Source organism: Streptomyces sp. NPDC052107, assembly GCF_040680215.1.
Taxonomy (GTDB): domain Bacteria; phylum Actinomycetota; class Actinomycetes; order Streptomycetales; family Streptomycetaceae; genus Streptomyces.
This window is the reverse complement of sequence record NZ_JBFAWG010000003.1, coordinates 209,179-235,052: the sequence shown is the minus strand read 5'-3', so window position 1 is coordinate 235,052 and position 25,874 is coordinate 209,179. Positions and strand designations below refer to the sequence as shown.

At 70.5% G+C, this 25,874-nt stretch carries 28 protein-coding genes, 1 tRNA gene and 2 pseudogenes; 16 read left to right on the top strand and 15 right to left on the bottom strand.

Going from position 1 to position 25,874, the window contains the following annotated elements; genetic code table 11:
* The first annotated feature begins 110 nt into the window (after window positions 1-110).
* The gene (locus tag AB0M27_RS04900; protein WP_365717959.1) at window positions 111-392 is read left to right on the top strand and encodes a hypothetical protein; all 282 of its coding nucleotides are present in this window, start codon (window positions 111-113) and stop codon (window positions 390-392) included.
* A gap of 26 nt (window positions 393-418) precedes the next feature.
* On the opposite strand, the gene AB0M27_RS04895 is transcribed toward AB0M27_RS04900, so the two are convergent.
* Window positions 419-619 carry a DUF6150 family protein gene (locus tag AB0M27_RS04895; protein ID WP_365717956.1) on the bottom strand — a complete coding sequence of 67 codons (201 nt, stop codon included), beginning with the start codon at window positions 617-619 and terminating at the stop codon, window positions 419-421.
* A gap of 213 nt (window positions 620-832) precedes the next feature.
* On the opposite strand from AB0M27_RS04895, the gene AB0M27_RS04890 reads away from it, so the two are divergent.
* The 3 genes from AB0M27_RS04890 (at window position 833) to AB0M27_RS04880 (ending at window position 3,185) form a co-directional block, all read left to right on the top strand.
* Window positions 833-1,702 (top strand): GAF and ANTAR domain-containing protein, encoded by an 870-nt coding sequence (locus AB0M27_RS04890; protein ID WP_365717954.1) that lies wholly within the window; start codon window positions 833-835, stop codon window positions 1,700-1,702.
* Window positions 1,702-1,893 (top strand): hypothetical protein, encoded by a 192-nt coding sequence (locus AB0M27_RS04885; RefSeq protein WP_365717952.1) that lies wholly within the window; start codon window positions 1,702-1,704, stop codon window positions 1,891-1,893. Before AB0M27_RS04890 ends, AB0M27_RS04885 begins: the two co-directional genes overlap by 1 nt.
* A gap of 101 nt (window positions 1,894-1,994) precedes the next feature.
* Window positions 1,995-3,185 (top strand): GAF domain-containing protein, encoded by a 1,191-nt coding sequence (locus AB0M27_RS04880; protein ID WP_365717950.1) that lies wholly within the window; start codon window positions 1,995-1,997, stop codon window positions 3,183-3,185.
* A gap of 69 nt (window positions 3,186-3,254) precedes the next feature.
* Here AB0M27_RS04880 and AB0M27_RS04875 read toward each other — a convergent pair whose 3' ends face one another.
* Window positions 3,255-3,410, bottom strand: a complete 156-nt coding sequence (locus AB0M27_RS04875) for a hypothetical protein (RefSeq protein ID WP_365334386.1) — start codon at window positions 3,408-3,410, stop codon at window positions 3,255-3,257.
* Between the two features lie 142 nt (window positions 3,411-3,552).
* Window positions 3,553-4,242, bottom strand: a complete 690-nt coding sequence (gene phoU, locus AB0M27_RS04870) for a phosphate signaling complex protein PhoU (RefSeq protein ID WP_365718198.1) — start codon at window positions 4,240-4,242, stop codon at window positions 3,553-3,555.
* Between the two features lie 179 nt (window positions 4,243-4,421).
* Here phoU and AB0M27_RS04865 point away from each other — a divergent pair, with 179 nt between their 5' ends.
* Complete coding sequence (locus AB0M27_RS04865) at window positions 4,422-5,681, top strand: ATP-binding protein (RefSeq protein WP_365717948.1); 1,260 nt, start codon at window positions 4,422-4,424, stop codon at window positions 5,679-5,681.
* Window positions 5,678-6,358, top strand: a complete 681-nt coding sequence (locus AB0M27_RS04860; RefSeq protein WP_010358452.1) for a response regulator transcription factor — start codon at window positions 5,678-5,680, stop codon at window positions 6,356-6,358. Before AB0M27_RS04865 ends, AB0M27_RS04860 begins: the two co-directional genes overlap by 4 nt.
* Before the next feature lie 145 nt (window positions 6,359-6,503).
* On the opposite strand, the gene AB0M27_RS04855 is transcribed toward AB0M27_RS04860, so the two are convergent.
* The gene (locus AB0M27_RS04855) at window positions 6,504-7,181 is read right to left on the bottom strand and encodes a DUF461 domain-containing protein (RefSeq protein ID WP_365717946.1); all 678 of its coding nucleotides are present in this window, start codon (window positions 7,179-7,181) and stop codon (window positions 6,504-6,506) included.
* Between the two features lie 614 nt (window positions 7,182-7,795).
* Between AB0M27_RS04855 and AB0M27_RS04850 the strand changes: the two genes are divergently transcribed.
* The 7 genes from AB0M27_RS04850 to AB0M27_RS04820 all read left to right on the top strand — a co-directional run bounded on the left by AB0M27_RS04850 (window position 7,796) and on the right by AB0M27_RS04820 (window position 14,684).
* The gene (locus AB0M27_RS04850; protein WP_003953493.1) at window positions 7,796-8,278 is read left to right on the top strand and encodes a CarD family transcriptional regulator; all 483 of its coding nucleotides are present in this window, start codon (window positions 7,796-7,798) and stop codon (window positions 8,276-8,278) included.
* 331 nt (window positions 8,279-8,609) lie between these two features.
* The gene (ispD, locus tag AB0M27_RS04845) at window positions 8,610-9,362 is read left to right on the top strand and encodes a 2-C-methyl-D-erythritol 4-phosphate cytidylyltransferase (RefSeq protein WP_365717944.1); all 753 of its coding nucleotides are present in this window, start codon (window positions 8,610-8,612) and stop codon (window positions 9,360-9,362) included.
* A complete protein-coding gene (gene ispF, locus AB0M27_RS04840; RefSeq protein WP_365717942.1) occupies window positions 9,352-9,843 on the top strand; it encodes a 2-C-methyl-D-erythritol 2,4-cyclodiphosphate synthase in 492 nt (163 codons plus the stop codon). The genes ispD and ispF overlap by 11 nt, the downstream gene beginning before the upstream one ends.
* Before the next feature lie 91 nt (window positions 9,844-9,934).
* Window positions 9,935-10,339: a PPOX class F420-dependent oxidoreductase gene (locus AB0M27_RS04835; RefSeq protein WP_365717940.1), complete on the top strand. Its 405-nt coding sequence runs from the start codon at window positions 9,935-9,937 to the stop codon at window positions 10,337-10,339.
* A 60-nt stretch (window positions 10,340-10,399) separates the two neighbouring features.
* On the top strand, window positions 10,400-11,800 hold the full coding sequence (cysS, locus tag AB0M27_RS04830) for a cysteine--tRNA ligase (protein ID WP_365717938.1): 1,401 nt from the start codon (window positions 10,400-10,402) through the stop codon (window positions 11,798-11,800).
* Window positions 11,801-11,894: 94 nt separating this feature from the next.
* Window positions 11,895-12,836 (top strand): 23S rRNA (guanosine(2251)-2'-O)-methyltransferase RlmB, encoded by a 942-nt coding sequence (gene rlmB / locus AB0M27_RS04825; RefSeq protein WP_365717936.1) that lies wholly within the window; start codon window positions 11,895-11,897, stop codon window positions 12,834-12,836.
* 153 nt (window positions 12,837-12,989) lie between these two features.
* Window positions 12,990-14,684: a DoxX family membrane protein gene (locus tag AB0M27_RS04820; protein ID WP_365717934.1), complete on the top strand. Its 1,695-nt coding sequence runs from the start codon at window positions 12,990-12,992 to the stop codon at window positions 14,682-14,684.
* A gap of 77 nt (window positions 14,685-14,761) precedes the next feature.
* On the opposite strand, the gene AB0M27_RS04815 is transcribed toward AB0M27_RS04820, so the two are convergent.
* From AB0M27_RS04815 to msiK, 3 genes are all read right to left on the bottom strand, one after another.
* Window positions 14,762-15,493 (bottom strand): nucleotidyltransferase family protein, encoded by a 732-nt coding sequence (locus tag AB0M27_RS04815; protein WP_365717932.1) that lies wholly within the window; start codon window positions 15,491-15,493, stop codon window positions 14,762-14,764.
* Window positions 15,494-15,598: 105 nt separating this feature from the next.
* A complete protein-coding gene (locus AB0M27_RS04810) occupies window positions 15,599-16,063 on the bottom strand; it encodes a hypothetical protein (protein ID WP_365717930.1) in 465 nt (154 codons plus the stop codon).
* A gap of 226 nt (window positions 16,064-16,289) precedes the next feature.
* Window positions 16,290-17,426: a diacetylchitobiose ABC transporter ATP-binding protein MsiK gene (gene msiK / locus AB0M27_RS04805; protein ID WP_365717928.1), complete on the bottom strand. Its 1,137-nt coding sequence runs from the start codon at window positions 17,424-17,426 to the stop codon at window positions 16,290-16,292.
* Between the two features lie 206 nt (window positions 17,427-17,632).
* Between msiK and AB0M27_RS04800 the strand changes: the two genes are divergently transcribed.
* Window positions 17,633-17,706, top strand: a tRNA-Thr gene (locus AB0M27_RS04800).
* A gap of 81 nt (window positions 17,707-17,787) precedes the next feature.
* Here AB0M27_RS04800 and AB0M27_RS04795 read toward each other — a convergent pair.
* The 7 genes and pseudogenes from AB0M27_RS04795 to AB0M27_RS04765 all read right to left on the bottom strand — a co-directional run.
* A pseudogene (locus AB0M27_RS04795) lies at window positions 17,788-18,018 on the bottom strand (tyrosine-type recombinase/integrase); the annotation flags it as partial.
* Window positions 18,015-18,146: pseudogene (locus AB0M27_RS04790) on the bottom strand (FtsK/SpoIIIE domain-containing protein); the annotation flags it as partial. The pseudogenes AB0M27_RS04790 and AB0M27_RS04795, both read right to left, overlap by 4 nt.
* A 224-nt stretch (window positions 18,147-18,370) precedes the next feature.
* The gene (locus tag AB0M27_RS04785; protein WP_365717926.1) at window positions 18,371-18,793 is read right to left on the bottom strand and encodes an SRPBCC domain-containing protein; all 423 of its coding nucleotides are present in this window, start codon (window positions 18,791-18,793) and stop codon (window positions 18,371-18,373) included.
* A 47-nt stretch (window positions 18,794-18,840) separates the two neighbouring features.
* Window positions 18,841-19,860, bottom strand: a complete 1,020-nt coding sequence (locus AB0M27_RS04780; RefSeq protein ID WP_365717924.1) for an RNA polymerase subunit sigma-70 — start codon at window positions 19,858-19,860, stop codon at window positions 18,841-18,843.
* Between the two features lie 56 nt (window positions 19,861-19,916).
* The gene (locus AB0M27_RS04775) at window positions 19,917-20,300 is read right to left on the bottom strand and encodes an SRPBCC domain-containing protein (RefSeq protein ID WP_365717922.1); all 384 of its coding nucleotides are present in this window, start codon (window positions 20,298-20,300) and stop codon (window positions 19,917-19,919) included.
* A 506-nt stretch (window positions 20,301-20,806) separates the two neighbouring features.
* Window positions 20,807-22,213, bottom strand: coding sequence for an FAD-binding oxidoreductase (locus AB0M27_RS04770; RefSeq protein WP_365717920.1), 1,407 nt, complete (start codon window positions 22,211-22,213; stop codon window positions 20,807-20,809).
* A gap of 10 nt (window positions 22,214-22,223) precedes the next feature.
* Window positions 22,224-22,877: a rhomboid-like protein gene (locus tag AB0M27_RS04765; protein ID WP_365717918.1), complete on the bottom strand. Its 654-nt coding sequence runs from the start codon at window positions 22,875-22,877 to the stop codon at window positions 22,224-22,226.
* On the opposite strand from AB0M27_RS04765, the gene AB0M27_RS04760 reads away from it, so the two are divergent.
* Together AB0M27_RS04760 and AB0M27_RS04755 are read left to right on the top strand one after the other, a co-directional pair.
* Complete coding sequence (locus tag AB0M27_RS04760) at window positions 22,876-23,826, top strand: aminoglycoside phosphotransferase family protein (protein ID WP_365717916.1); 951 nt, start codon at window positions 22,876-22,878, stop codon at window positions 23,824-23,826. The genes AB0M27_RS04765 and AB0M27_RS04760 overlap by 2 nt on opposite strands.
* Before the next feature lie 9 nt (window positions 23,827-23,835).
* A complete protein-coding gene (locus AB0M27_RS04755; RefSeq protein ID WP_365717914.1) occupies window positions 23,836-24,315 on the top strand; it encodes a GNAT family N-acetyltransferase in 480 nt (159 codons plus the stop codon).
* Here the strand turns inward: AB0M27_RS04755 and AB0M27_RS04750 are convergent.
* A complete protein-coding gene (locus AB0M27_RS04750) occupies window positions 24,304-25,818 on the bottom strand; it encodes an MFS transporter (RefSeq protein ID WP_365717912.1) in 1,515 nt (504 codons plus the stop codon). The two genes, AB0M27_RS04755 and AB0M27_RS04750, sit on opposite strands and share 12 nt — an antisense overlap.
* Window positions 25,819-25,874 lie beyond the last annotated feature (56 nt).

The following is a 25,874-nucleotide window of genomic DNA, read 5'->3' as shown; positions in this document are numbered from 1 at the left end:
GACCGGCACATGTCGTGTTGCGACAGCGACAGGGAGGGCGACAGGGAGACCGAGAGGCGGAGACCCGGGTGGATCTGTGACGGAAAGCGTGAGGTGGCTAGGTTGAGGTCGTGGACGATGACGCGATCACCATCAGACTCACACGCGATCAAGCGTTCGTACTGTCGGACTGGTTCTACCAAGCGATGTTCGAGTCCGAGGACCTTGCGGGGATCGTCCGCGACCGAGCCGTCTGGTCACCGATCTACGCGATCTCGGGCACCCTGGACAAGGCGCTGAGCGAGATCTTCATGCCCGACTACGGCGCACGACTCGAAGCGGCCAAAGAACGTCTCCGCGTCAACCTGTACGGCGCGGCCGACGAGCCCGTAACACCGAGCGAAAGCGGTTGAGCGATGGCCGGGCGCCGAGCTGGGGCTCAGTTCGCTTCCCAGGCGTTCTGGACCACGTAGACCTTTTTGTCGGCTTCCCAGGTCCGGTTCACGATGTAGACCTTCTTGTCGGCTTCCCAGGTCCGATGCACGATGTAGATCTTCTCGTCCGCCTCCCAGGCCTGGTTCACGATGCAGACCTTTTCGTCGGCCTCCCACGTGCGATTGACGATGTAGACCTTCGGCATGCCCAATCCCCCACTGAGTCGGATGAAGATCAACCGCCAGCGTACAGGCGCTCGTTGACGCGCGTCCCGGTGCCCGGATCGGCTGTCGGGAAACCGTCACGTGAGTTCGTTCCGAGTGGGAACCCGGAGTGTGGAGCAGTCGGTCCGGGGGTGTCGGACGGGATGCTGGTGGATCATGTGTGCTGACGGCGCGCCGCGACGGGGGTGATGACCATGGCACCCGAGCGGTCGGAGGAGCAGGCCGGTGGCGGTGTGCCGCCGGACGGGCAGGCACGGCTGCGGGTCAGTGAGACGCTGGCCGCCGCCGCGAGGGGGGCTGACGACCCGCAGGCGGTACCGGGCGCGCTGTGTCAGGCGTGTGTACGGCTGCTGCCCGTCAGCGGTTCCTCGGTGTCGATCTCCGGTGGGAAGGGCGTACGCGTCATCTGGTGCGCGAGCGACCGGGTCGCCGCCCGGCTCGCCGAGCTGCAGTACACCGTGGGGGACGGGCCCTGCCAGACCGCTCTCGACCAGGGCGCCCCCGTCGTCGCGGCCGACCTCACCGACGGCCCAGACGTCCGCCGATGGCCGATCTTCGCGCACGAGGCGGTGGGCCTCGGCGTCCGCGCGGTCTTCTCGCTGCCGCTCGGTGTCAGCGGTGCCGCGATCGGCACCCTCGACCTGTACAGCGACAGCGCCGGCGGACTCACCGAACAGGACATGCGGACCGCGCTGTGGGTACGCGACGCGGTCACCTACGCGCTGATGAGCCTCCAGGCGACCCGGCACGACAGCGCCGAGGAGGACACGGAGGACGAGGTGGCGTCCTGGGTGGCGGCGTCCGAGGCCGACCACACCGAGGTCTACCAGGCGGTCGGCATGGTGATGGTGCAGCTGGAACTGGACCCCGAGCAGGCTCTGGACCGGCTGCGCGCCCGCGCGTACGCCGAGGGCCGCACGGTCAGCCAGCTGGCCCGCGAGGTCCTGTCCCGGAAGTTCCGTTTCCGCAAGGAGGCGGACGACGGCGGTGACCGGAGGGAGTACGCCGGCGAGGACGGACGCGACGGCGGGGACGAGGCAGATGGAAGGGACGGTGAACGGTGATGGGCCGTGAACAACAGCTCGCCGAGGCCGAGGCCGGTGAACTCTCCCTGGCCGACGCCCGCGCGGTCCTGCGCGGCTACGCCGACGGCCACCGCGGCCGCCTGGTGGACACCGCGCACGCCGTGGTCCATCGGGCCCTGCCCCCGGACGCCTTCCTCGGCACAGAGACAGGGGCGGAGACGGAGACCTGAGGTCCCGCAGAGCTGACGCCCTCGCCCGTGCGACTTACGCTGAGACGGGGGCCGAGCCGCGGGACCCGGGCGATCCCGTGGTGTGCAGGCAGGGGCCCGAAATGCAGCACTTCTCCTGCCGGACCATGGCGGAACTGGGCATGCCCGGACTGGCGACCGGCAGGCTGACCGTCCTCGCGCTGTTCGGCGACGCCGACTCCGGTGTCGACCTGGACACCGCGCTGCGCGCTCCCGGTCCCACTCAGCTCGTCCTCGACCTGAGCGGACTGCGCCGGCTGTCCCCCGCCGCCGCGCGGGCCCTGTACCGGTTCGCCGAGGGTTCCGCCGAGCACGGCCGGATGCTCTTCCTCGCCGCCTGCCCCGCCGAGGCCGCGGCCGTGCTGGCCGGGGCGCGGCTGCCCGGCGGCACCGGGTGCCGGGTGTATCCGACGGTGTCCGACGCCATGAGCGTCCTCCTCACCTCGGCCGCCGCCCCGTACGGCCCCCACCTGCGCCCGTACGCCGTGGAACTGCGCCACGAACTGCTCGCGCACGCCCTGGTCACCCGCGCGCAGGGCATCCTCATGGAGCGGTACGGCCTGTGGAACGCCCGCAGTGCGGCCGCTCTGCTCCGGGCCGTCGGCCGCGCGCACGGGCTCAGCACCGTCCGGCTCGCGGCGGCCCTCGGTCAGTCGCGGCCGCCGCGCGCCCACGAGCCCTGGTTCCCCGGCCGTATCCGGCTTCCACCGCCCGTCGTCGAGTTCGTCACCGCCGCGTCGGACCGGCCGCCGTCCCTGCCGGTGTTCCTCGACGCGCTCCGGGACGCCGTCTGCGCGATCACCCGCACCGGCATGGCCGACGTCCAGCTCATCGACGCCAGCGACAACACACTGTGGCTGGAGTCCCACTGCGGCCTGCCCACCGAGTTCGTGAACTTCTTCGCCGTGACCGACGACACCACCACCGCGTGCGGGCACGCCGCGCGCAAACGCGAACGGGTCGTCGTCGAGGACGTCGCCACCGCGCCGGACTTCGACGAGACGGCGCGCGCCGTGATGCTGGCCGCGCACAGCCGCTCGCTGCAGTGCACCCCGATCCCGGGCCCGGCGGGCCGGCCGCAGGGCGTGTTCTCCACCCACCACGACCAGCCCGGACACGCCTACACGGGGGCCGAGCTCGGTGCGCTGGACCGGGTCGCCCGGGAGGCGGGGGCGTGGCTGGACTGGTACCGGACGACCACCGTCCGGGATGCCCTGGAGGACCTGCACCGGCGGGCGCAGGCTCGTCAGGGCGACGGGCAAGGGCCGGTGTGACATGGGAAGGGCCGGTGTGAATCAGGTTCACACCGGCCCTCGACAGGCTCTACGACGTCGTACCGGCCCTCAGCCGCACTGGCAGGGGCCGCCCGACTGGCACCCGCAACCGCAGCCCGAGCCGCAGCCGCACGCGCCGATCAGCGGAAGGCTCCTGGTCTCGGCGGGCTGGTCGGTCTCGCGCTCCTGCGTGGGGTCGGGCGTGGTGCTGGGGGATTCGGCCATGGGTCCCTCCTAGACGCTGGGGCAGGGATGCCCTCGCCTATTGCATGCCCGCTTCCCTGGGCGCATCAACGGCGCACGGAGGCGTCCACGCGCCCCCGACGCCACCCGGCGAGCGGACCCGGCCCCTGCCCGCCCCGGAGGGTTACGCGCCCTCGACGCCCGTCACCGGCTGGATGTCCGGCTGGAGCTCGTCCGCGTGCTCGCCCGTGACCAGGTAGACGACCCGCTTGGCGACGGCCACGGCGTGGTCGGCGTACCGCTCGTAGTAGCGGCCGAGGAGGGTGACGTCCACCGCCGTCTCGATGCCGTGCCGCCAGCGCTCGTCGATCAGGTGCTGGAACAGGGTGCGGTGCAGCAGGTCCATCTCGTCGTCGTCCTGCTCCAGCTGCAGCGCGAGGTCGACGTCCTTGGTGATGATCACCTCGGCCGCCTTCGCCATCAGACGCTGCGCGAGCTGGCCCATCTCCAGGATCGTGGCGTGCAGGTCGTTCGGCACCGCGCGCTCGGGGAAGCGCAGCCGGGCCAGCTTCGCCACGTGCTGGGCGAGGTCGCCGGACCGCTCCAGGTCGGCGGACATGCGCAGGGAGGTGACGACGATCCGCAGGTCGGTCGCCACCGGCTGCTGCCGGGCGAGCAGGGCTATGGCCCGGGCCTCCAGGTCGTGATGGAGCTCGTCGACCTTCTGGTCGGCCTCGATCACGCTCTCGGCCAGCTTCAGGTCGGCGTCCAGGATGGCGGTCGTGGCGCGCCCGATCGCCGACCCGACCAGCCGGGCCATCTCCACCAGACCGTCGCCGATCGAGTCAAGTTCCTCGTGGTACGCGTCCCGCATCAGGTTCCCTCTCATAGGTGTTCTTGGTCCCCACGCTCCCACGTTCTGCGCCACACGCGTCCGTTTCCGCCACCCCAAATGAACCAATCCTGGCCCCAAGGTGAACTCTGGGCGACGAGTGTCCGAGGTCGCACCCCGACGGCTGTAGTCATGTCGTAGGCCCTGCTTAACCTGGGTGCATGGACGTGAACGCGGCGGTCGCCGCAGCGGCAGCGATCGCCGGGGTGCTCACCGGCGTCATCGCCATGCTGGCGTTCCGCTGGAGCGAACGCGACCAGAAGCGACCGACCAGGACTTCTTTGCACACCGATCCCGTACTCCCGCCGGGCGTGGACACCGTACTGTCCGTGCTGCGCTCCTCGGCCGTCGTCCTCGACGAGGCCGACGCCGTGGTCAAGGCAAGCTCCGCCGCCTACGCCCTCGGGCTGGTCCGCGGCGGCAAGCTCGCCGTCGAGCCCATGCTCCAGATGGCCAGGGACACGAGGAGGGACGGCGAGATACGTCAGGTCGAGCTGGACCTGCCCCGGCGTGGCACCGGGCGCGGCGAGGCCCTCGCCGTCTCCGCGCGCGTGGCCCCGCTCGGCTCCCGCCTCGTCCTGCTGCTGGTCGAGGACCTGACCGAGGCCAGGAGGATCGAGGCCGTACGACGCGACTTCGTGGCCAATGTGAGCCATGAGCTGAAGACGCCCGTGGGCGCCCTCTCCCTCCTGTCCGAGGCGGTCATGGACGCCTCCGACGACCCCGAGGCCGTACAGCGCTTCGCGGGCCGTATGCAGATCGAGGCGACCCGCCTGACCAACCTGGTCCAGGAACTGATCGACCTCTCCCGGGTGCAGAACGACGACCCGCTGGAGGACGCCGAGCCCGTCCGCGTGGACGAGCTGGTCGCCGAGGCCGTCGACCGCTGCCGCCACCAGGCCGGCACCAAGCAGATCACCATGGCCGCGGGCGGCACCGCCGACCTGCACGTCTGGGGCAACCGCGGCCAGCTCGCGGCGGCCCTCGGCAACCTGGTCGAGAACGCCGTGAACTACTCCCCGGCCCGCACCCGCGTCGGCATAGCCGCCCGCCGGGTCAACGCGCCCGGCGGCGACATGATCGAACTCGCCGTGACGGACCAGGGCATCGGCATCTCCGACAAGGACAAGGAGCGCATCTTCGAGCGCTTCTACCGCGTCGACCCGGCCCGCTCGCGGGCCACCGGAGGCACCGGTCTGGGTCTCGCGATCGTCAAGCACGTGGTCGCCTCGCACGGCGGGGAGGTCACGGTCTGGAGCGCCGAAGGCCAGGGCTCCACGTTCACCCTCAGGCTGCCGGAGGCGGGTGCGGCCCGCGACCGTGCACAACAGCACCCCGACCTCGACGACGAAGACGAGGCCGACGGCGCCCCCGACTCACCCCCGTACGAACCGCTTCCTGCCCCGGAGGTCCTTCCGTGACCCGAGTGCTCGTCGTCGAGGACGAGGAGTCCTTCTCCGACGCCCTGTCGTACATGCTCCGCAAGGAGGGCTTCGAGGTCGCCGTGGCGGCCACCGGCCCCGACGGACTCGACGAGTTCGAGCGCAACGGCGCCGACCTCGTCCTCCTCGACCTGATGCTGCCGGGGCTGCCCGGCACCGAGGTGTGCCGCCAGCTGCGCGGCCGCTCCAACGTCCCCGTGATCATGGTGACCGCCAAGGACAGTGAGATCGACAAGGTCGTGGGCCTGGAAATAGGAGCCGACGACTACGTCACCAAGCCCTTCTCCTCGCGCGAGCTGGTGGCCCGCATCCGGGCCGTCCTGCGCCGCCGCGGCGAGCCGGAGGAGGTGACCCCGGCGGCCCTGGAGGCCGGCCCGGTCCGCATGGACGTCGACCGCCACGTGGTGACGGTCTCCGGCTCCAAGGTCGACCTCCCCCTGAAGGAGTTCGACCTCCTGGAGATGCTCCTGCGCAACGCCGGCCGCGTGCTGACCCGCATGCAGCTCATCGACCGCGTCTGGGGCGCCGACTACGTGGGCGACACCAAGACCCTCGACGTCCACGTCAAGCGTCTGCGCGCCAAGATCGAGCCGGACCCGGGCGCGCCGCGGTACCTGGTGACGGTCCGGGGCCTGGGCTACAAGTTCGAGCCGTAAGCCGTAACCGGCATACACACCGGCTGCACCACCGGTCGCACCGGCTGTACGACGAAGGGCGGCACCCCGCGGTAGGGGTGCCGCCCTCGTGCGTACGGCTGGTCGGCGGCTCTCACTGCTGCTGCTCAGTGGGTCGTACGGCTGGTCACTGGCCGGCGGCCGACTGCGAGGCCGAGTCGCTCGGGGTCGCGCCCGTGGTCGCGGTGTCGGTCGCGGTCGCCGACGGGGTGGCCTTGCCGTGCTTGCCCGGCTTGGCGCTGCCGGAGGCGGTGGCGCCCGGGGCCCCGGTGACCGTCGCCGAGGCGGACGGGATCTCGCTCGGGCCCCACTTGTCGAAGTAGCCGGCGGCCGGCACCACGAAGGCGCGCAGGCTCACCGCACCGGTCTTGCTGAAGGTGAAGGTGACCTTCTGGGCGTTGCCGTCCTGGACGGCCTCGCGGCCGCTCGGGATCTCGGCGGAGGCGTTGCCCTTGCCGCCGAGGAGCAGGGAACCGTGCGCCGGGACGGTCAGGCTGCCGCCCTTGGCCGGGGTCAGCTTCACCGACTCGGTGCTGCCCGGGATGGTGATCGACTGCAGGGTCTCGTCCGTGCTGCCCGCGTTGAACAGGGTCGCGGAGATCACGGCCGGGCCCGTCGCCTTCAGTTCGGGCTGGGTGATGACCGTGGCGTTCTGGACCTTGATGTTGCCGACCGAGGTCGCAGCATTGTCCGGCTTGATCCCCAGGGTCTGCGAGTTGTTGCCGGCGCCACAGGCGGCGAGCGAGGCGATCGAGAAGACGATGGCGGAGGCGGCGAGGGCGCCGCGTCGAAGGCTGCTGCTCACGGCGGCGGCAACTCCTTGAACGCGCGGGCGGCTCCCTTATAAAGCCACCCTAAGTGTCTGTCAGCGGCCTTAGGTTACCGAGCCGTTCCCGAGCCGCCGCACCCGACCCTCCCCAAGCACCTCGCTTGCCTCCGGCTGGGGGTACCGCGAACGCTTCGTCACTCCAGTCACAAGTGCCCCTCCAGTCACTTTGCCGATCGCTCGTCCGCCATTCACATAACCACTCGCAAAATTTCCGTGAAGGAATGCGCGACCCCTCGATGACCGCCCTCGATATTGATCACGCGCACCCCTCCCGGCAGCCGTTGATCAATTCCGGAATCGGCCCGGATCGGCCTCGGGTCACCGAACGGAGTAGCGGAAGTCGTACGCTTGGAAGTGGACAAATCGGGACGTTAGTCCACTTGGAGACGGCTCCAGGAGTGTGTAACGTACGCGTTTCACCTCGCCCGAAGAGCCCCTCCGACCTGCGAATTCCCGCTTCCGCAGGCCCCTCGCAGCACGTTCCTGTCGCAGTTGTCAAGCCCCGAGATATGCCCTGACCTGCGAAAACGCCATTCAGAAGACGCCGTATCCGTGTTACCCTGGATAGCCACGGAAGGGGTACCTGTCACATGACGTTCAAGGTTGGCGACACCGTGGTCTATCCCCATCACGGGGCCGCGCTGATCGAGGCCATCGAAACTCGCCAGATCAAAGGCGTGGACAAGACCTACTTGGTGCTGAAGGTCGCCCAGGGTGACCTGACGGTACGTGTGCCAGCGGACAATGCTGAGTTCGTGGGCGTGCGTGATGTGGTCGGTCAGGACGGGCTGGACCGGGTCTTCGAGGTGCTGCGCGCGCCGTACGCCGAGGAGCCCACGAACTGGTCGCGTCGATACAAGGCAAACCTGGAGAAGCTCGCCTCCGGCGATGTCATCAAGGTCGCGGAAGTCGTGCGTGACCTGTGGCGTCGCGAGCGGGAGCGAGGGCTCTCCGCCGGTGAGAAGCGCATGCTCGCCAAGGCCCGCCAGATCCTGGTGAGTGAGCTGGCTCTCGCGGAGAACACGAACGAGGACAAGGCCGAGGCCCTGCTCGACGAGGTGCTCGCTTCCTGACGCGCCACGGCAGCGAACCATCGCTTCCACCACGCTCAGCACGCTCAGCACAGTGAAATGCCGCGGTGCCCGATGACACTGAACATGTCGCCGGGCGCTGCGGCATGTTCGTCTCCGGAAAAAGCCGCAAAACCTCAGCGCGGCTTCGGCAGCCGGAAACGGGCGCCGAAACGCCTGCCACACACTCAGGGAAACCCCCCGATACTTGATGTGCCGGGCCCGGGCAGATGGCTCGACCAGGGTCACGGAAAGGGTCCGGTCAAGGCGTCGCGCCCGGCACTCCTCCAGGCCATACCCACCTAGGCCGAGCACACAAACCTGACAGGAACCGATGTCTGACGAATCGCGCCCTTCGCCCGCGCAGACCCCCGTCGCCGCCGTGATTCCGGCCGCCGGCCGGGGCGTACGCCTCGGTCCGGGCGCCCCCAAGGCGCTCCGCGCGCTGAACGGCACGCCCATGCTCATCCACGCGGTCCGCGCGCTCGCCGCGTCCCGCCATGTCTCCCTGGTGATCGTCGTGGCCCCGCCGGACGGCGCCGGCGAGGTCAAGTCGCTCCTCGACGCGCACGCCCTGCCCGACCGCACCGACTTCCTGGTCGTCCCCGGCGGGGACAGCCGCCAGGAATCGGTCAGGCTCGGCCTCGACGCACTGCCCCCCGAGTACGGCGTCGTCCTCGTCCACGACGCGGCCCGCCCGCTCGTCCCGGTCGACACGGTCGACGCCGTCATCGAGGCCGTACGCGCGGGCGCCCCCGCCGTCGTCCCCGCGCTCCCGCTGGCCGACACCGTCAAGGAGGTCGAGCCGGCCACCGAGGCCGGCGCGCCCGAGCCGGTCGTCGCCACGCCCGAGCGCGCCCGCCTGCGTGCCGTCCAGACGCCCCAGGGCTTCGACCGCGGGACCCTGATCCGTGCCCACGAGACGGTCACCGACAACGTCACCGACGACGCGAGCATGGTCGAGCAGCTGGGCCTGACGGTCGTGGTCGTCCCCGGGCACGAGGAGGCCTTCAAGGTCACCCGCCCCCTCGACCTGGTCCTCGCCGAGGCGGTCCTGGCCCGTAGGAGGCTGAACGATGGCTTCTGAGCACGTCCTGCCCCAGGTCGGCATCGGCACCGACATCCACGCCTTCGAGGAAGGCCGCGAGCTGTGGTGCGCGGGCCTGAAGTGGGAGGGCGAGGGGCCGGGCCTGGCCGGGCACTCCGACGCGGACGTCGTCGCCCACGCCGCCTGCAACGCCCTCTTCTCCGCCGCGGGCCTCGGCGACCTCGGACAGCACTTCGGCACCGGCCGCCCCGAGTGGTCCGGCGCCTCGGGCGTGACCCTCCTGACGGAGGCCGCCCGGATCGTCCGCGAGGCCGGTTTCGCCATCGGCAACGTCGCCGTCCAGGTGATCGGTCCCCGCCCGAAGATCGGCAAGCGCCGGGAGGCGGCCCAGAAGATCCTCTCCGAGGCGGCCGGCGCGCCGGTCTCCGTCTCCGGCGCCACGACGGACGGCCTCGGCTTCCCGGGCCGCGAGGAGGGGCTGATGGCGGTCGCGACGGCGCTCGTGGTCCGTACGGGCTGAGGCCGCCGTTCCGCTCGTGGTGCGGGTGAGCCGAGGGCGTGCGAGGGTACCCACACGACCACCAGTGATCCCTGGACTCCGGAGGGTGCCCATGTCCGCCGTACTGTCCGACCAGCTCAAGTCCGTGCTCGACGGCAAGGTGTTCATCGTCGTCGGCACCCTCCAGCCCGACGGCAGCGCGCAGATGTCTCCGGTCTGGGTGCAGCGGGACGGTGACGACGTCCTCTTCTCCACCACCGTCGACCGCCGCAAGTACAAGAACCTGGACCGCGACCCCCGGGTGACGGTGGTGGTCACGAACCCCGACCAGCCCTACGAGTACGCCGAGATCCGCGGCACCGCCCGGATGACCACCGAGGGCGGCCAGGAACTCATCGACACACTGAGCCAGAAGTACACCGGCCAGAAGTACGCGGACTTCAACCCCGACGCCGGTCAGGACGCCCAGCGGGTGGTCGTGCGGATCACGCCGCGGAAGGTGGTCGGCAGGCTCTGACGCCCCGGCATTGTGGGGAAGGGGCATGAGGCACCCCCTCGCGCCCACTACCCTGGAGTGGTGACCATTCGCCTGTACGACACCAGCGCCCGGCAGATCCGTGACTTCACCCCGCTCAAGCCGGGCTGCGTCTCGATCTACCTGTGTGGCGCCACCGTGCAGGCGGCACCGCACATCGGGCACATCCGGTCGGGCCTGAACTTCGACATCATGCGCCGCTGGTTCGAGTACCGCGGCTATGACGTGACGTTCGTCAGGAACGTCACGGACATCGACGACAAGATCATCGCCAAGGCCCATGAGCAGGGCCGGCCGTGGTGGTCGATCGGGTACGAGAACGAACGCGCGTTCAACGGGGGCTACACCGCCCTCGGCTGCCTGCCGCCGACGTACGAGCCGCGCGCCACCGGCCACATCACCGAGATGGTCGAGATGATGCAGCGCCTCATCGAGCGCGGGCACGCCTACGCGGCCGACGGCAACGTCTACTTCGACGTACGGTCCTTCCCGCGGTACCTGGAGCTGTCCCGGCAGGAGCTGGACAACCTGCTCCAGCCGTCCGGCGAGGGCGAGAGCGGCAAGCGGGACCCGCGCGACTTCGCCATGTGGAAGGCGGCGAAGCCGGGCGAGCCGACCTGGCCGACCCCGTGGGGAGAAGGCCGTCCCGGCTGGCACCTGGAGTGCTCGGCCATGGCGCACAAGTACCTGGGCACCGCCTTCGACATCCACGGCGGCGGCCTCGACCTGATCTTCCCGCACCATGAGAACGAGATCGCCCAGGCCAAGGCCTACGGCGACGACTTCGCCCAGTACTGGGTGCACAACGCCTGGGTCACCATGGCCGGCGACAAGATGTCCAAGTCGCTGGGCAACTCCGTCCTCGTGTCCGAGATGGTCAAGCAGTGGCGGCCCATCGTGCTCCGCTACTACCTCGGCACCCCGCACTACCGCTCGATGATCGAGTACAGCGAGGAGTCGCTGCGCGAGGCGGAGTCGGCGTTCGCGCGGATCGAGGGCTTCGTGCAGCGGGTCACCGAGCTCGCCGGGAAGACCGTGGAGCCGGCCGCCGAGGTGCCGCCCGCCTTCGCCGAGGCGATGGACGACGACCTGGGCGTCCCGCAGGCCCTGGCCGTCGTGCACACCACCGTCCGGCAGGGCAACAGCGCGCTGGCCGCCGACGACAAGGACGCCGCCGTCGCCCGCCTCGCCGAGGTACGGGCCATGCTCGGCGTCCTCGGTCTCGACCCGATGGACGAGCACTGGGCCGGTGAGGCGGAGAAGGGCGAGGACCTGCACGGCGTGGTCGACAGCCTCGTCCGTCTGGTCCTCGACCAGCGCGAGTCCGCCCGCGCCCGCAAGGACTGGGCGACGGCAGACGCCATCCGCGACCAACTCAACCAGTCGGGCCTGGTCATCGAGGACAGCCCGCAGGGCCCGCGCTGGACCCTCGGGTCCCGCTAGGTCCCCCGACTCTTGATCGATTGTGCCGCCCGGCCCCCCGGGCGGCACACTGCATAGACGTACGCACACTTTTTTCGTAGAGAACAGGTAGGTCATGGCCGCGAACAACCGCCGCATGTCCGGCAAGAAGGGCGCGCAGGTCGGCAGCGGCGGCAAGCGGCGCCGGGGCCTGGAGGGCAAGGGCCCGACCCCGCCCGCCGAGATGCGCAAGGGCCACGCCAAGCAGCGCGCCGCCGCGGCCAAGGTCCGCCGCACGCAGGGCCGTCCGCAGCAGCGCCGGGGCAGCGGCAAGTCGGCCTCCGAGCTGGTCGTCGGCCGTAACCCGGTGGTCGAGGCGCTGCGCGAGGGCGTACCCGCCTCCACGCTCTACGTCCAGCAGTTCATCGACAACGACGAGCGCGTCCGTGAGGCCCTCCAGCTCGCCGCCGAGCGCGGTGGCATCAACCTGATGGAGGCCCCGCGCCCCGAGCTGGACCGCATGACGAACGGCCTCAACCACCAGGGACTCGTCCTCCAGGTCCCGCCGTACGAGTACGCGCACCCCGAGGACCTCACCGACGCCGCCTACGACGAGTCCGAGGACCCGCTGATCGTCGCCCTGGACGGCGTCACCGACCCGCGCAACCTCGGCGCGGTCGTCCGCTCGGTCTCCGCGTTCGGCGGCCACGGCGTGGTCGTGCCCGAGCGCCGCTCGGCCGGCATGACCGCCGGCGCCTGGAAGACCTCCGCCGGCACGGCCGCCCGCACCCCGGTCGCCCGCGCCACCAACCTCACCCGCGCCCTGGAGGCGTACAAGAAGGCCGGCATCACGGTCGTGGGCCTGGCGGCGGACGGCGAGGTCGAACTCGGCGATCTGGAGGCCCTGGACGGCCCGGTCGTCATCGTCGTCGGCAGCGAGGGCAAGGGCCTGTCCCGCCTGGTCGGCGAGACTTGCGACTTCCGCGTCCGCATCCCGATGCCGGGCGGCGCGGAGTCGCTGAACGCCGGTGTGGCGGCGGGCATCGTGCTGTACGAGGCGGCCCGCAGGCGCGGATGACGTGACGGCGCGCCGACGGGACTGAACACCCGTCCGGAATTTCACCCTAGCGGGGTAATTCTGGGGTCCATGTGGCGTTCGAGACTGCTTTGACGGGGTCCGGACACATCCGCCCGGTCAAAGCAGTGTCCTAACTCCACGTCACTCGGTTAGATGAGTGTGGACACCAGAACACCCCGCACACCCACGGGGGGACGCTCGTCGGGATTCCAGTCCGGGCTCGACGAGGCTCCCGCGCTGAGCATGGTGAAGGTGCCGAGCGATCCGGCGCAGGTCATCGTCAATCACGCCAGCTTCCGCGTGCAGCTGGGCGCATCGGCGAAGCGCGGCCCATCCCCGCGGATCGCCCGGCATCCGAGCGCCCAGAACGCCGCCCGGATGCCAGTCCTGGGCACGGCGGGCCGGCCGGTCGCCGCCGCAGGCCGCCGCCGTCCCGTCGTGTGGAGCGGCAAGTCCGCCCCCGACGACACCGGCGCCCACCGGCTCCTCCAGGCCGTGCGGGGCAGCAGCGTCCGCCACGCCGAGCCCGAGCCCGGCGCCACACAGGTCATCCCACGCGTCGGGACCGGCTACGCCGACGCCTACGACGACCTGGGCCAGACGGTCGAGACCCCGGTCGTGGGCCACCAGCGCACAGCACCCGACGTCGACGGCACCCGCCTGCTGCCGCACATGCGCCCGGTCGGCGGCGCCTACGACGAACCCCCCTACGCGGGCGCCGACTTCGGGCCGTACGACGGCCACGACGGTTACGGCGACGGCGAGTACGACGCATACGACGACTACGCCGGCCCCGACGCCCCGCGCTCCGCCCGCCGCCACGCGGACGACCCGGCCCGGCACGCCTACTACCCCGGCCGCCGGATGAACCTGGGCGTGGTCCTCCTCCCGCTCCGCATCTTCCTGGGCTTCATCTCCATCTACGCCGGCATGGGCAAGCTGTGCGACCCCGTCTACTTCGACGGCGGCAAGCGCGGCTCGATGGTCAAGTGGCTCAACACCCTGCACCCCTGGAACGTCGCCGAGCCGCTGCGCCAGTTCGCCCTGCACCACCCCGTCGGCTCCGGCCTGGTCATCGCCTTCCTCCAGGTGGTCGTCGGCGTCCTGACCGTCCTCGGCTGCTGGCAGCGCGTCACCGCGGTCGTGGGGGCTCTCCTGTCCGCCGCCCTGATCGTCACGGTCAGCTGGAAGACGGTTCCCGCCTACGACGCCCCCGACATCATCTATCTGGCCGCCTGGTCGCCGCTGATCATCGCCGGCGCCCCCGTCTACTCCGTGGACGGCCGCCTCGCCGCCGGTGCCTGGCGCCGCCTCGGCCCCCGCGCCGACATCTGGGACCTGCGCCGCTATGTCCTGCGCCGGGGCTGCCTGGTCACGGCCATCACCGTCGGCGTCACCCTGCTCGTCGGCTCCCTGCTCGGCGGCGCCGTACGCGACTCCAGCCGGGTCGTCGTCCCCGGCCCGGGCGAGGCCCCCCGCAACAACCTCCCCGGCTCCCCGGTCCCGCAGCAGCCCGGCGCGCGGCACAAGAAGACCCCGGCGGCCTCCACCTCGCCCTCGGGCGGCGCCACGGCCGGCGCGAGCCCCTCCGGCGCGGCGGCGACCCCGGGCGCCACCCGCACCGCGGGCGGTACGACCACGACCCCGAGCCAGACCCAGGGCACCTCGGGCCAGATCCCGCCCCGCCAGTCCTCCCCGACGGGCGGCGCCCCGAGCACGACGGCGGGCCCGTCCAGCTCCGGCGGCGCGTCCAGCTCCGGCGGCACCGGAAGCTCGGGCGGCACCGGCAGCTCGGGCGGCTCTTCGTCCAGCGGCCAGCCGGGCCTGGTGGGCGGCCTGCTGGGCTAGCCCATCCGGCAAGCAGTAAGCCCCGTACCGCGACAGGTACGGGGCCTTCTGATGCGGGGAGGGCGCGACCTGCCGGGCTACCGCCCCAACGCGGCAAGCTCCTTGGCCGCCTCGGTCAGATCCTTGGCGGTGTCGATGGCCCGCCAATACGCCCCCTGCGGAATGGGGAACCCGGCGAGCTTCCGCTCGCGGGCCAGCCCGGGGAACGTGGTCCGCTCATGATCCCCCCGCTCCGGCAGCAGTGAGGTGAACTCGGGCGAGAAGACATACACACCCGCGTTGATCTCGAACGTCGACGGCGGGGCCTCGATGAAGTCGGTGATGTGCCCGAACCCGTCGGTCTGCACCGCCCCCCAGGGGATGCGCGGCCGCGCCAGAGCCAGGGTCGCGACGGCGTCCCGCTCGGTGTGGAAGTCGGCCATGTCCCGCAGGGAGAAGCGGGTCCAGATGTCGCCGTTCGTGGCGTACCAGGCCCGGTCGGGGCGGGGGAGATGCGCGGCGGCGTACTTCAGGCCGCCGCCCCGGCCGAGGGGCTCGGTCTCCACGACGGTGGTGACGGAGAGCGGCAGGTCGGCGGAGTCCAGCCACTTCTGCAGGACGTCGGCGAGGTGGCCGCAGGAGACCACCACGTCGGTCACGCCTTCCTCGGCGAGCCAGGTCAGCTGGTGGCCGATGATCGGAGTGCCCGTGCCGGGGATCTCGACCATCGGCTTGGGCCGGTCGTCGGTGTAGGGGCGCAGCCGGGAGCCCTGGCCACCGGCCAGGACCACGGCCTGAGTGGGGCGCGACGCGGCGTTGGGATGGGTCATGACCGCACTGTACGTGGCGCCCCGCTGGGGCCGGCCGACGGCGGCGCGCTCCTTGGGGACCCGTTACCCGAAGGAGCGGTCACCGGCTTCCGGGGGCCCCGGTGTTCAGCTGTGCGCGGCGAGCACGCCCGAGGCGAACGACGTGTCGCACACCGGGCGGGCGTAGGACTGGGCGCGCGAGGCGCCGTAGATGCGCACCGCGGCCTGGCCCAGGGCGCGGGCGATGGCGGAGCAGTGCCGGGCCAGCGCGGGGTGTCCGTTCACGGCCTGCTGGAGGTGGGTGAGGACGACCCCGGGGTTCCTGTCCTGCAGCTCGCTCATCAGCTGGTCGCGGAGCACGTCCTGCGGGGCGCGGGAGACCGTCTTGGTGGAGACCTCCGCCGCGGAGATGTCCGAGGCGGCCAGCACCGAGCTGGAGGGGCTCCCCGTCCAGTTGATCCGGGTCACCGCGAGGGTTCCCGAGAGCACCAGGACGACGGGCAGGACGAGAGCGAGAGTACGGCCGATCCGGCGGGCAGGGCCGCCCCGGTGGCCGCATCGCGTCTGTGGGGTGGTGGAGGAGTGCTTCACGCGTGTGAGGGTAGCGTGGGGTAATGATTTGGCGACATTCAGTCACCCCTTCGGGGGATGAGGTGGCGCCAATTTCGGGGTAGGGGTTGACGTGCCTCGCCCGAAATGATGGCTGTGCCGGGGTATATCCGGGCGCGTGAACAGCACGAAAGGGGCCCTGCGGCACTCCGCAGGGCCCCTTTCGTCAACTCGGCGCAAACGCGCAGCTCAGTCGGCGTGAACGCGCTCAGTCGGAGAGACGCTCACCCGTGGACGTCGAGAACACGTGGATCTCGCCCGGCCGCGGCACCACGTGCAGCGTGGAGCCCTTCTCCGGGACCTGGCGGCCGTTGACGCGGACGACCAGGTCCTTGACCTCGCCGCCGACCTCGGCGGTGCCGTAGACGTAGCCGTCGGCGCCGAGCTCCTCGACGACGTTCACGGAGACGGCGAGACCGGCCGGCGCGTCCGCGCTGTCCTTGGTCAGGGAGGCGGCCGCGCCGCCATTGTGCTCGACCACGTCGAAGTGCTCGGGCCGGACGCCCACGGTCACCGTGCGGTCACCCTTGTCACTGGCGGCCTTCAGCGCATCCCGGTTGACCGGGACGACGCTGTTGCCGAACTTCACGCCGCCGTCGGTGATCGGAACCTCGACCAGGTTCATGGCCGGGGAGCCGATGAAGCCGGCGACGAAGAGGTTCGCGGGCTTGTCGTACATGTTCCGCGGCGAGTCGACCTGCTGGAGCAGACCGTCCTTGAGGACCGCCACACGATCGCCCATCGTCATGGCCTCGACCTGGTCGTGGGTGACGTAGACGGTGGTGATGCCGAGCCGGCGCTGCAGCGACGCGATCTGCGTACGGGTGCTCACACGGAGCTTGGCGTCCAGGTTGGACAGCGGCTCGTCCATGAGGAACACCTGCGGCTCACGCACGATCGCGCGGCCCATGGCGACACGCTGGCGCTGACCACCGGAGAGCGCCTTCGGCTTGCGGTCCAGGTACTCGCTGAGGTCGAGGATCTTCGCGGCCTCCTCGACCTTCTGCCGGATCTCCGCCTTGTTGACGCCCGCGATCTTGAGCGCGAAGCCCATGTTGTCGGCGACCGACATGTGCGGGTAGAGGGCGTAGTTCTGGAACACCATGGCGATGTCCCGGTCCTTGGGCGGCAGGTGCGTGACGTCGCGGTCACCGATGCGGATGGCGCCGGCGTTGACGTCCTCCAGGCCCGCGAGCATCCGCAGCGAGGTGGACTTTCCGCAACCCGACGGGCCGACCAGGACGAGGAACTCGCCGTCCTCGATCGCGATGTCGAGCGAGTCGACGGCGGGCTTGGTGGAACCCGGGTAGATCCGGGTCGCCTTGTCGAACGTGACAGTGGCCATGGTGAATGGGCCCCCTTCTACCGGCAGGAACGTGCCGGACGATCCGTTGTAGGAAGGTGGTTGGTGTAGTCCACACGAGTGAACTGGCTCAGGACGGTACCTGGCGTTCACGTGGTCTGTCAGTACCCCGGAGTCTGTGAACTTCGCGGAAATTTTCGACGGGACCCGCCGAGGACCTGGGTACACTGCACGAGCACCAGGTGCACGCCTCCTTAGCTCAGCTGGTCAGAGCGCCGCTCTTGTAAAGCGAAGGTCGTCGGTTCGAATCCGACAGGGGGCTCTCTCGCTGAACAGCGAAAACGCCCCGGACGATGATCCGTCCGGGGCGTTTCGACATCCACGGGTGACATCACCGGGGTGGTCACTCGCGGTCGAGGCGGCGCCTGAGCAGGCGGTCCATGTGACTGATGGCCTCGCGCTGGGTGTCCGAGGTCACGTGCGTGTAGACGTCCATCGTGATGCTGATCTGGCTGTGGCCCAGAATCTCCATCACGACGCGGGGCGTGACACCGGCCGCGGTGAGGAGCGTGGCGCAGCCGTGCCGGGCGTCGTGCAGACGGATGCGCCGGATGCCGGCGGCGTCGGTGAGGCGAGCCCGGCGACGAGGTTGCGCTGGTAGACGGACTTGCCGGATTCGGTGGCGCCGAGTGTGAGCGCGTGGGGTATCGCTCGGTAGTCGCGGTAGTGGACTGAGCCGTCCTTGCGCAGGGCGACCGGGACGTGCGGCCAGCCGAAACGACTGACTGGGTCAGGCAGAGGGCGGCAGCGCCGGCGGCCGCCAGCTCTGCCGCCGTGCGCCCCGAGTAGCGATTCCCGATTCGAGCGCGATGACGGGCAGGAGAAGCCCGAGAAGCGCTGCCAGTGCTAGTGCCAACTGGCCAGGCCCCTGCGGAGGGCGAAGTTGTCTCCGTTGAACGGTCGGGGCCGTTCTGCGCCGGGGCCTCTCAGCCACGCTGCTCGGCGTGCGCGGCCAGGCGCACCAGGAACCGGCCCCAGTCGACATTGCACAGGTCGAAGCACTCCAGAGTGGGGACCAGTCCGTGGTGGGCGAAGTCCAGACGGCAGCCGTCCTCTGTCGTAGCCATCGTGAACGTCGGTCGGGTGCCCTTCCAATCGGGGATCAGCGGACTGGACGTAACCTCCCAGACCACCACTTCGGGGCGGTGGGCGGACAGCACCCGCATCACCGTCGGGTGCTCCTCGGTGCCGAAGATGATCTGCAACTCGCCGCCAGCCTTCCCGGATCCGGTTGTGGATTTTGCGCTCCACCAGGTGGTGACCTGGTCCGGGTCGGTCAGCGCCGCGAAGACCTCCTCAGGGGTCGCGGCGACGGTGATGGTCTTTGTGTAGCTGTTGTCGGTGGTCATGAGCGGGGCTCCTGTTCTCGCGACCAGCCATGCGGCCGGTCATTTGATCAGTCGTGCGATCGGTCGTCGGGGAGGATGCGGGGCAGCCCGAACGGATGCATCGTGGCGGCCTCAAAGCGGGTCAGACCGGTGATCTGGTCGCCATCCAGGGTGATGACGAGCAACCCTCCCGCGCGCCACAGTCCGTCCACGGCGTCGTGCATGTACACGGCGAGGGCGGGCTGCCCGTTGGCGCGGGTCGGGACGAAGCGGGCGCGCGGCACCAGCCGGAATGCCACCTCGGCCAGGAACACCGCCGCCCGGTCACGGCCCTGCCAGACGGCGGGTAGCGGCGGCATCGCAATCCGCACGTCCTCAGCGAGCAGGCGTACCACGGCGTCGACGTCGTGCGCGGTCAGCGCCTGGGTGAGCAGCCGCACCAAGCGCGCCTCGCTGGCCGTGCCGACCGTACTGTCCGTGGAAGCGCGCCGTGGAGCATGTTCGCGCAGCGCTGCACGTGCCCGACTCAGCGCCATCGCGACCGCCTCTGGTGTGGACTCAAGGGTTTCGGCCACCTCGGCGGCGCTGAACCCCAGCACGTCGCGCAGTACGACTACCGCGCGGGCGCGCGGCGACAGCAGTTGCAACGCGGCCACGAATGCCAACGACACCGCCTCGGTCTGTTCGATCCGGGCTTCCGGGGCGGCCGCGCGGTCCGACAGTTCGTCCAGCAGCAGGTCGGGATAGGGCTGCAGCCAGGTGACCTCGGCCGACCCTGTCGGCTCGGGTGCCGAGGCAGGCAGTGGGTCGGCCATCTGCGGCCTCCGGGAGGCGGTACGGATCAGGTTCAGGCAGGTGTTGGTGGCGACCTTGTAGAGCCAGGTGCGCACCGAGGCGCGGCCCTTGAAGGAGGCCAGGCCGCGCCAGGCCGCCAGCAGGGTCTCCTGCACTGCGTCCTCGGCGTCGTCGAATGAGCCGAGCATCCGGTAGCAGTGCACGTGCAGTTCCCGCCGGTACGGGGCGACCAGGTCGGCGAAGGCCGCCTCGTCGCCGGAGCGGGCCGCCTGCAGCAGGTCAGTCACGGCCATGACCCGCTTCTCCCTTCCCGGCGCCGGCGGGTCCGCCGCTGCTCGGTCCCAAGTTGTCAGACATCGAAGTGCTCCATCAGCGGGGTCAGGTAGAACGTCGGCCAGTTCGCCGCGATGTGGTCGTGCCAGTCGTCAGGCTCGCCGTGCTGGTCGATGGTGAGGCGGGTACCGCCGTCCACGGCCGTGAGAGTGAAGCTGACCAGGGAGTGCTGTCCCGGCTCCCAGCGGGGGAACCGCCACGACTGCACGATCCGGATGCCGGGGACCAGCTCGATCTGCCGCCCGGTGACGTTCCCGTCGAAGGCGACGAACTCTTCCCCCACGGTCCGGGCCATCGTGCCGCCCATGCCCGACAGGGCCGACAACACCTCGGCGTCGGCGAGCACTTGATAGATCCGCTTGGGGTCGGCGGGGATGGTGACCTGCTGGTGAATGCTCATCGCGAGCCCCTCTATGTTCGGGTCCGTCTGGGTTTCACCCATGCAGACACCGACGGCATGCGAAACCTAACATCCGCCCCGCGAGCATCCCCTGTCAGGGAAAGTCACAGCCGACCTCGGTGAGGTGCTCCACCACGACGTCCCCCGGCAGCCACGCGACAGATGCGGAGAGCACCCGTGGCCCGCAGGGTGCGCGGCACCGAGGGCGCACCGGAGAATTCACCGAGGTGTGTAAAGACTTTGGCCGTGCCATGGAGAGCAGCAGGGAGTTACCACCGGCCGAGGATCGGAAACGGGGTGACATCCATGGCTGACATCAACGTCGAAGTACACCAGCGGTCCAGGGCAGTCACACGTGACCGTGTCGTCCTGTGGTGAAGCGCCTCCAGGCGACCCACGATCGAACTTGTAAAGCGAAGGTCGTCGGTTCGAATCCGACAGGGGGCTCCAGACAACCAGGCCGACCTGGGGGTTTCCCTCAGGTCGGCCCGTTCGCGTCGGGCCGTTCAGTGCCGCCCCGCCACCCGGTCGGCCACCTTCGCCAGCCGCGAGGACTCCGTCCCCGGGCGGAGGCGTTCACGCTGGTCGGCGGTGTGGTAGGTGGCGTACATGCCGTGGACGCCGAGCCAGCGGAAGGGTTCGGGTTCCCATTTGCGGACCTTGTGGTCGACCCAGGGCAGGTCGGTCAGCTCGGTGCGGCCGCCCTGGCCGGAGTCCTGCTGGACCAGGTCGCGCAGGGTGCGGGCGGCCAGGTTGGTGGTCGCGACGCCGGAGCCGACGTATCCGCCGGCCCAGCCGAGACCCGTCGAGCGGTCGAGGGTCACCGTGGCGCACCAGTCGCGGGGTACGCCGAGGACGCCCGACCAGGCATGTGTCACCCGGACCCCGGCGAGGGCCGGGAAGAAGCGGGTCAGGATCTCCCGGAGGGCTTCGACGGTCGCCTCCTGCGTGCGGCCGTCGTTGTCCGTCCTCGATCCGAAGCGGTACGGCACGCCTCGGCCGCCGAGTGCGATGCGGCCGTCGGCGGTGCGCTGGGCGTACATGTAGGCGTGGGCCATGTCGCCGAGGGTTTCGCGGCCGTCCCAGCCGATGGACGCCCACTGGTCCTCGGTCAGCGGCTCGGTGGCGATCATGGAGGAGTTCATGGGGAGCCAGGTGCGCCTTTGGCCCTTCAGGGACGCCGTGAAGCCCTCGGTGCAGCGCAGGATGTAGGGAGCGCGGACGGTGCCGTAGGGGGTGACGGCGTGCTTGGGGCGGATCTCGGTCACCGGGGTCGACTCGTGGATCGTGACGCCGAGGGCCTCCACCGCCGCCGCGAGGCCCTTGACCAGCTTCACGGGGTGCAGCCGGGCGCCGTGCGGGGTCCAGGTGGAGCCGACCGCGTCGGCGATGCGGATGCGCTCGGCGGTCTGGCGGGCGCCGTAGAGTTCCCGGTCCTTCTCGCCGTACGACAGCTCCTGCTCGTGGAAGGCCCTCAGGCGGGCCAGCTGGGCGGGAGTGGTGGCCACTTCGAGGACGCCGCCCTTGTGGATGTCGGCGTCGATGCCCTCGGCCTCGGCTGCCGCGATCACCTCGGCGACGGTGTCGTTCATCGCCTTCTGCAGGCGTACGGCGGCCTCGTGGCCGTGCAGTTCGGCGTACCGGTCGCGGCCGGCGATGCCGTTGTAGAGCCAGCCGCCGTTGCGGCCGGAGGCGCCGTAGCCGCAGAACTTCTGTTCCAGGACGGTGATGCGGAGGTAGGGGGCGGCCTTCTTCAGGTAGTACGCGGTCCACAGGCCGGTGTAGCCGCCGCCGACGATCGCGACGTCGGCGGTCGCGTCCCCCGGCAGGGGCTCGCGTACCGCGGGGAGGCCGTCGTCCGCGTACCAGAAGGAGATCCCGCCGTTGACGACACTGCTTGCCGTGCTGCTCATGGCCGGGACGTTAACCCCTCGGAGCGGCCAGTGTCTCCTTCGGATTCCATACTTTTCCGCGGCCTCTGGTCAGGGGGTAACAGGCCAGCCCGATCAGTACGGAGACGAAGTGGCCGAGTTCGGTGAAGGTGCGTCCCGCTGCCAGGGGCAGGGTGAAGACGGTCAGGATGACCAGGAGATACGCGTACCGCCAAGGTGGTGCTATGCGGTAGGTGAGGACCCCGATGACGCCAGCCAGGGCATAACTGACGCCGATGTCAAGGGTGTTGACGGCCGAATGCGGGGCCATGCCGTCCCGGACGGCCTTCAGCAGGGCGCCTTCGCTGATGAGGGTGGCCAGGACGTGCGCCAGGGCGCACACCGCGAACCAGCGGGCCGTGCCGAGCCAGCGTTCGGCGGGCGCCTGGAACACGGTGTACAGCAGGACGTAGGGGAGCCAGTGGCCGCTGTCGATCCACATCGCGCTGGCCACGAGGACCCGTACCGGATTGCGCGACAGTTCGTGGATGTTGGTCGACCGCTGCCGCAGGAAGTGCTGCTCGAACTCCGGCGACATCTGGTGCAGCGCGACGGTCGTGACGAACAGGACCGCCAGCCACACATACGTGCCGGGAGCGCTGCGGATGTACGCCCATACGTAGCCGAGGCCCCGGTTGATTCGCATGAGCCGATTCACGCACGCCAGTATCGTCCGGTCCGTGATTGACATCCCCGGCGATCTCGCGGAGGCCCAGGAGACGTACAACGGTGCGGCGGGGCGGGCGTTCATCGCCGGGCTGCCGGATCTGGCGGCCGCGTTTCTGGACCGGTGGCGGCTGCGGCTCGACGGTCCGTGCATGAACGGTGTCAGCGCGCTGGTCCTGCCGGTGGTCCGGGCCGACGGCGGCCGTGCCGTGCTCGAACTGCAGCTGCCGGACGAGGAGAGCGCGGGGGAGCCGGTCGCGCTGCGGGTGTGGGACGGCGACGGGGCCGTACGGCTGCTGGACCACGACCCGGCGACGGGGCCCGTACGGCTGCTGGACCACGACCCGGCGACGGGCACCATGCTGCCGGAGCGGCTCGACGAGTCGCGGATGCTGTCCGCCGTGGCCGACACCCGTGAGGCCGTCGTGGTCGTCGCGCGGCTGCTGAACCGGCTGACGTCCTTCCCGGCGCCACCGGGCATGCGCCGGCTCGGTGACATCGCCGAGGCCATGCTGGAGCAGACGCCGTGGGCGCTGGAGCGCATCCCCGACCTTCGGGCGCGCCGGATCGTCGCCGACTGCGCGGCCGCGGTGCGTGAGGTCGTCGCGGAGCCCGGTGACCGGCTGTTGCACTGGGATCTGCATTTCGAGAACGTGCTGGCCGCCGACCGCGCCGAGTGGCTGGCCATCGATCCCAAGCCGCTGGCCGGCGACCCGGGCTTCGAGTTGTGGCCGGCGCTGGACAACCGCTTCGAGGCGGCCGAGGTGCGCCGGCGCTTCGACGCGATGACGGAGGTGCTCGGTCTGGACCGGGAGCGGGCACGCGCCTGGACGCTGGGCCGGCTGTTGCAGAACGCCCTGTGGGACGTGGAGGACGGCCGGCCGGTCGAGGAACGGCAGCTGGAGATCGCGCGCCGGCTCACGGGTTAGCCTCGCCACATGATTCGTACCGCGATACCCGCCGACATCCCCGTCATCCACGCCCTGATCCGTGAGCTGGCCGAGTACGAGAAGGCGCCGGACGAGGCCAGGGCGACGCAGGAGCAGCTTCGGGAGGCGCTGTTCGGGGAGCGGCCGGCGGCGTTCGCGCACATGGCTGTGGACGACGCCACCGGGGAGGCCGTGGGGTTCGCGCTGTGGTTCCTGAACTTCTCGACCTGGCGTGGGGTGCACGGGATCTACCTGGAGGATCTGTACGTCCGGCCCGGTGCCCGGGGCGGCGGGCACGGGCGGGCGCTGCTGACGGAGCTGGCGCGGATCTGTGTGGAGCGCGGGTACGGGCGGCTGGAGTGGTCGGTGCTGGACTGGAACCGGCCCGCGATCGGTTTCTACGAGGCCCTGGGCGCGCGTCCGCAGGACGAGTGGACGGTGTACCGGCTGACGGACGAGGCGCTCGCGGCGTTGGGGTCAGGTCACTGACTCGGGCACCTGGGCGTCGGCCGGCGCCCCGTGTTTCGGGGCCTTGGCCGTGACCAGCAGGCCGGCCGTCAGACCTGCCAGGAGCATCACGCCGGCCGCCCACCAGATGGCGACGGTGTAGCCGTGGACGACACCGGCCGGGACCACGAGCGCCTTGGGCGCGCCGGTGCGCAGGTGGGCCGTGATGTAGGCGGCGCTGCTGGTGGTGGCGATGGTGTTGAGCAGTGCCGTGCCGATCGAGCCGCCCACCTGCTGCGAGGTGTTGACGGTCGCGGAGGTGACGCCGGAGTCGCGGGGCGCGACACCGGAGGTCGCGGTGGCGAACACGGGCATGAAGGTCAGGCCCATGCCGAGGCCCATCAGGAGCAGGGCGGGCAGGATCTCGGTCGTGTAGGAGGAGTGGACCGTCATACGGGTCAGGAGCATCATGCCGCCCGCCGCGAGGACCATGCCGGGAGCCATGAGCATGCGCGGGGCCACACGGTGCAGCAGCCGGGCGGAGATCTGCGTGGAGCCGGTGATGATCGCGGCGGTGAGGGGCAGATAGGCGAGGCCGGTCCTGACCGGCGAGTAGCCGAGGATGATCTGCAGGTAGTAGGTCATGAACAGGAACAGGCCGAACATGCCGATCGTCGCGAGCATCATGGTCAGGAAGCAGCCCGCGCGGTTGCGGTCCTTGATGATGTGCAGCGGCAGCAGGGGGCTCGGGGCGCGCTTCTGCCACCAGATGAACGCGGTGAGCAGGGCGGTCCCGGTCGCGAAGAGGGTGAGCACCAGCGCGTCGGTCCAGCCGCGTGGTTCGGCCTCGCTGAAGCCGTAGACGATCGCGACGAGCCCGCCGCAGCCGAGCAGGACGCCGGCTACGTCGAGACCGGCCTCGCGGTGGCCGGGGCGGTCGTGCAGGAGGGCGAAGGCGCCGAACACGGCGAGGACGGCGATGGGCACGTTGACGTACAGGCACCAGCGCCAGTTGAGGTACTCGGTGAGCAGACCGCCGACGATGAACCCGATCGCCGAGCCGCTGCCGGCGAGGGCGCCGTACACACCGAAGGCCTTGCCGCGTTCGCGGGGGTCGGTGAAGGTCGTGGTCAGCAGGGAGAGCGCGGAAGGCGCGAGGACGGCGGCGAAGGCGCCTTGGAGCGCGCGGGCGCCGAAGAGCATGCCGGAGCTGGTGGCGGCGCCGCCGATCGCAGAGGCGATGGCGAAGCCGACGAGTCCGAGCACGAAGGTGCGTTTGCGGCCGACGAGGTCGGCGATGCGGCCGCCGAGCAGGAGGAGGCCGCCGAAGGCGAGGGTGTAGGCGGTGATCACCCACTGCCGGTTGCCGTCGGACATGTGCAGGGCGTGCTGGGCGGAGGGGAGGGCGATGTTCACGATCGTCGCGTCCAGGACGACCATCAGCTGCGCGAGGGCGATGACGACGAGGGCCCACCAGCGGTGCGGATCGGTGGCCTCGGGGGCCTCTCGGGGGGTTCCGGTCGCACCCGTTCGGCCGATACTCATCTCGCCAGAAGACCACGGATCGTGGCGTATTGCATCCGTGTGTGCGTTCCGGCTGC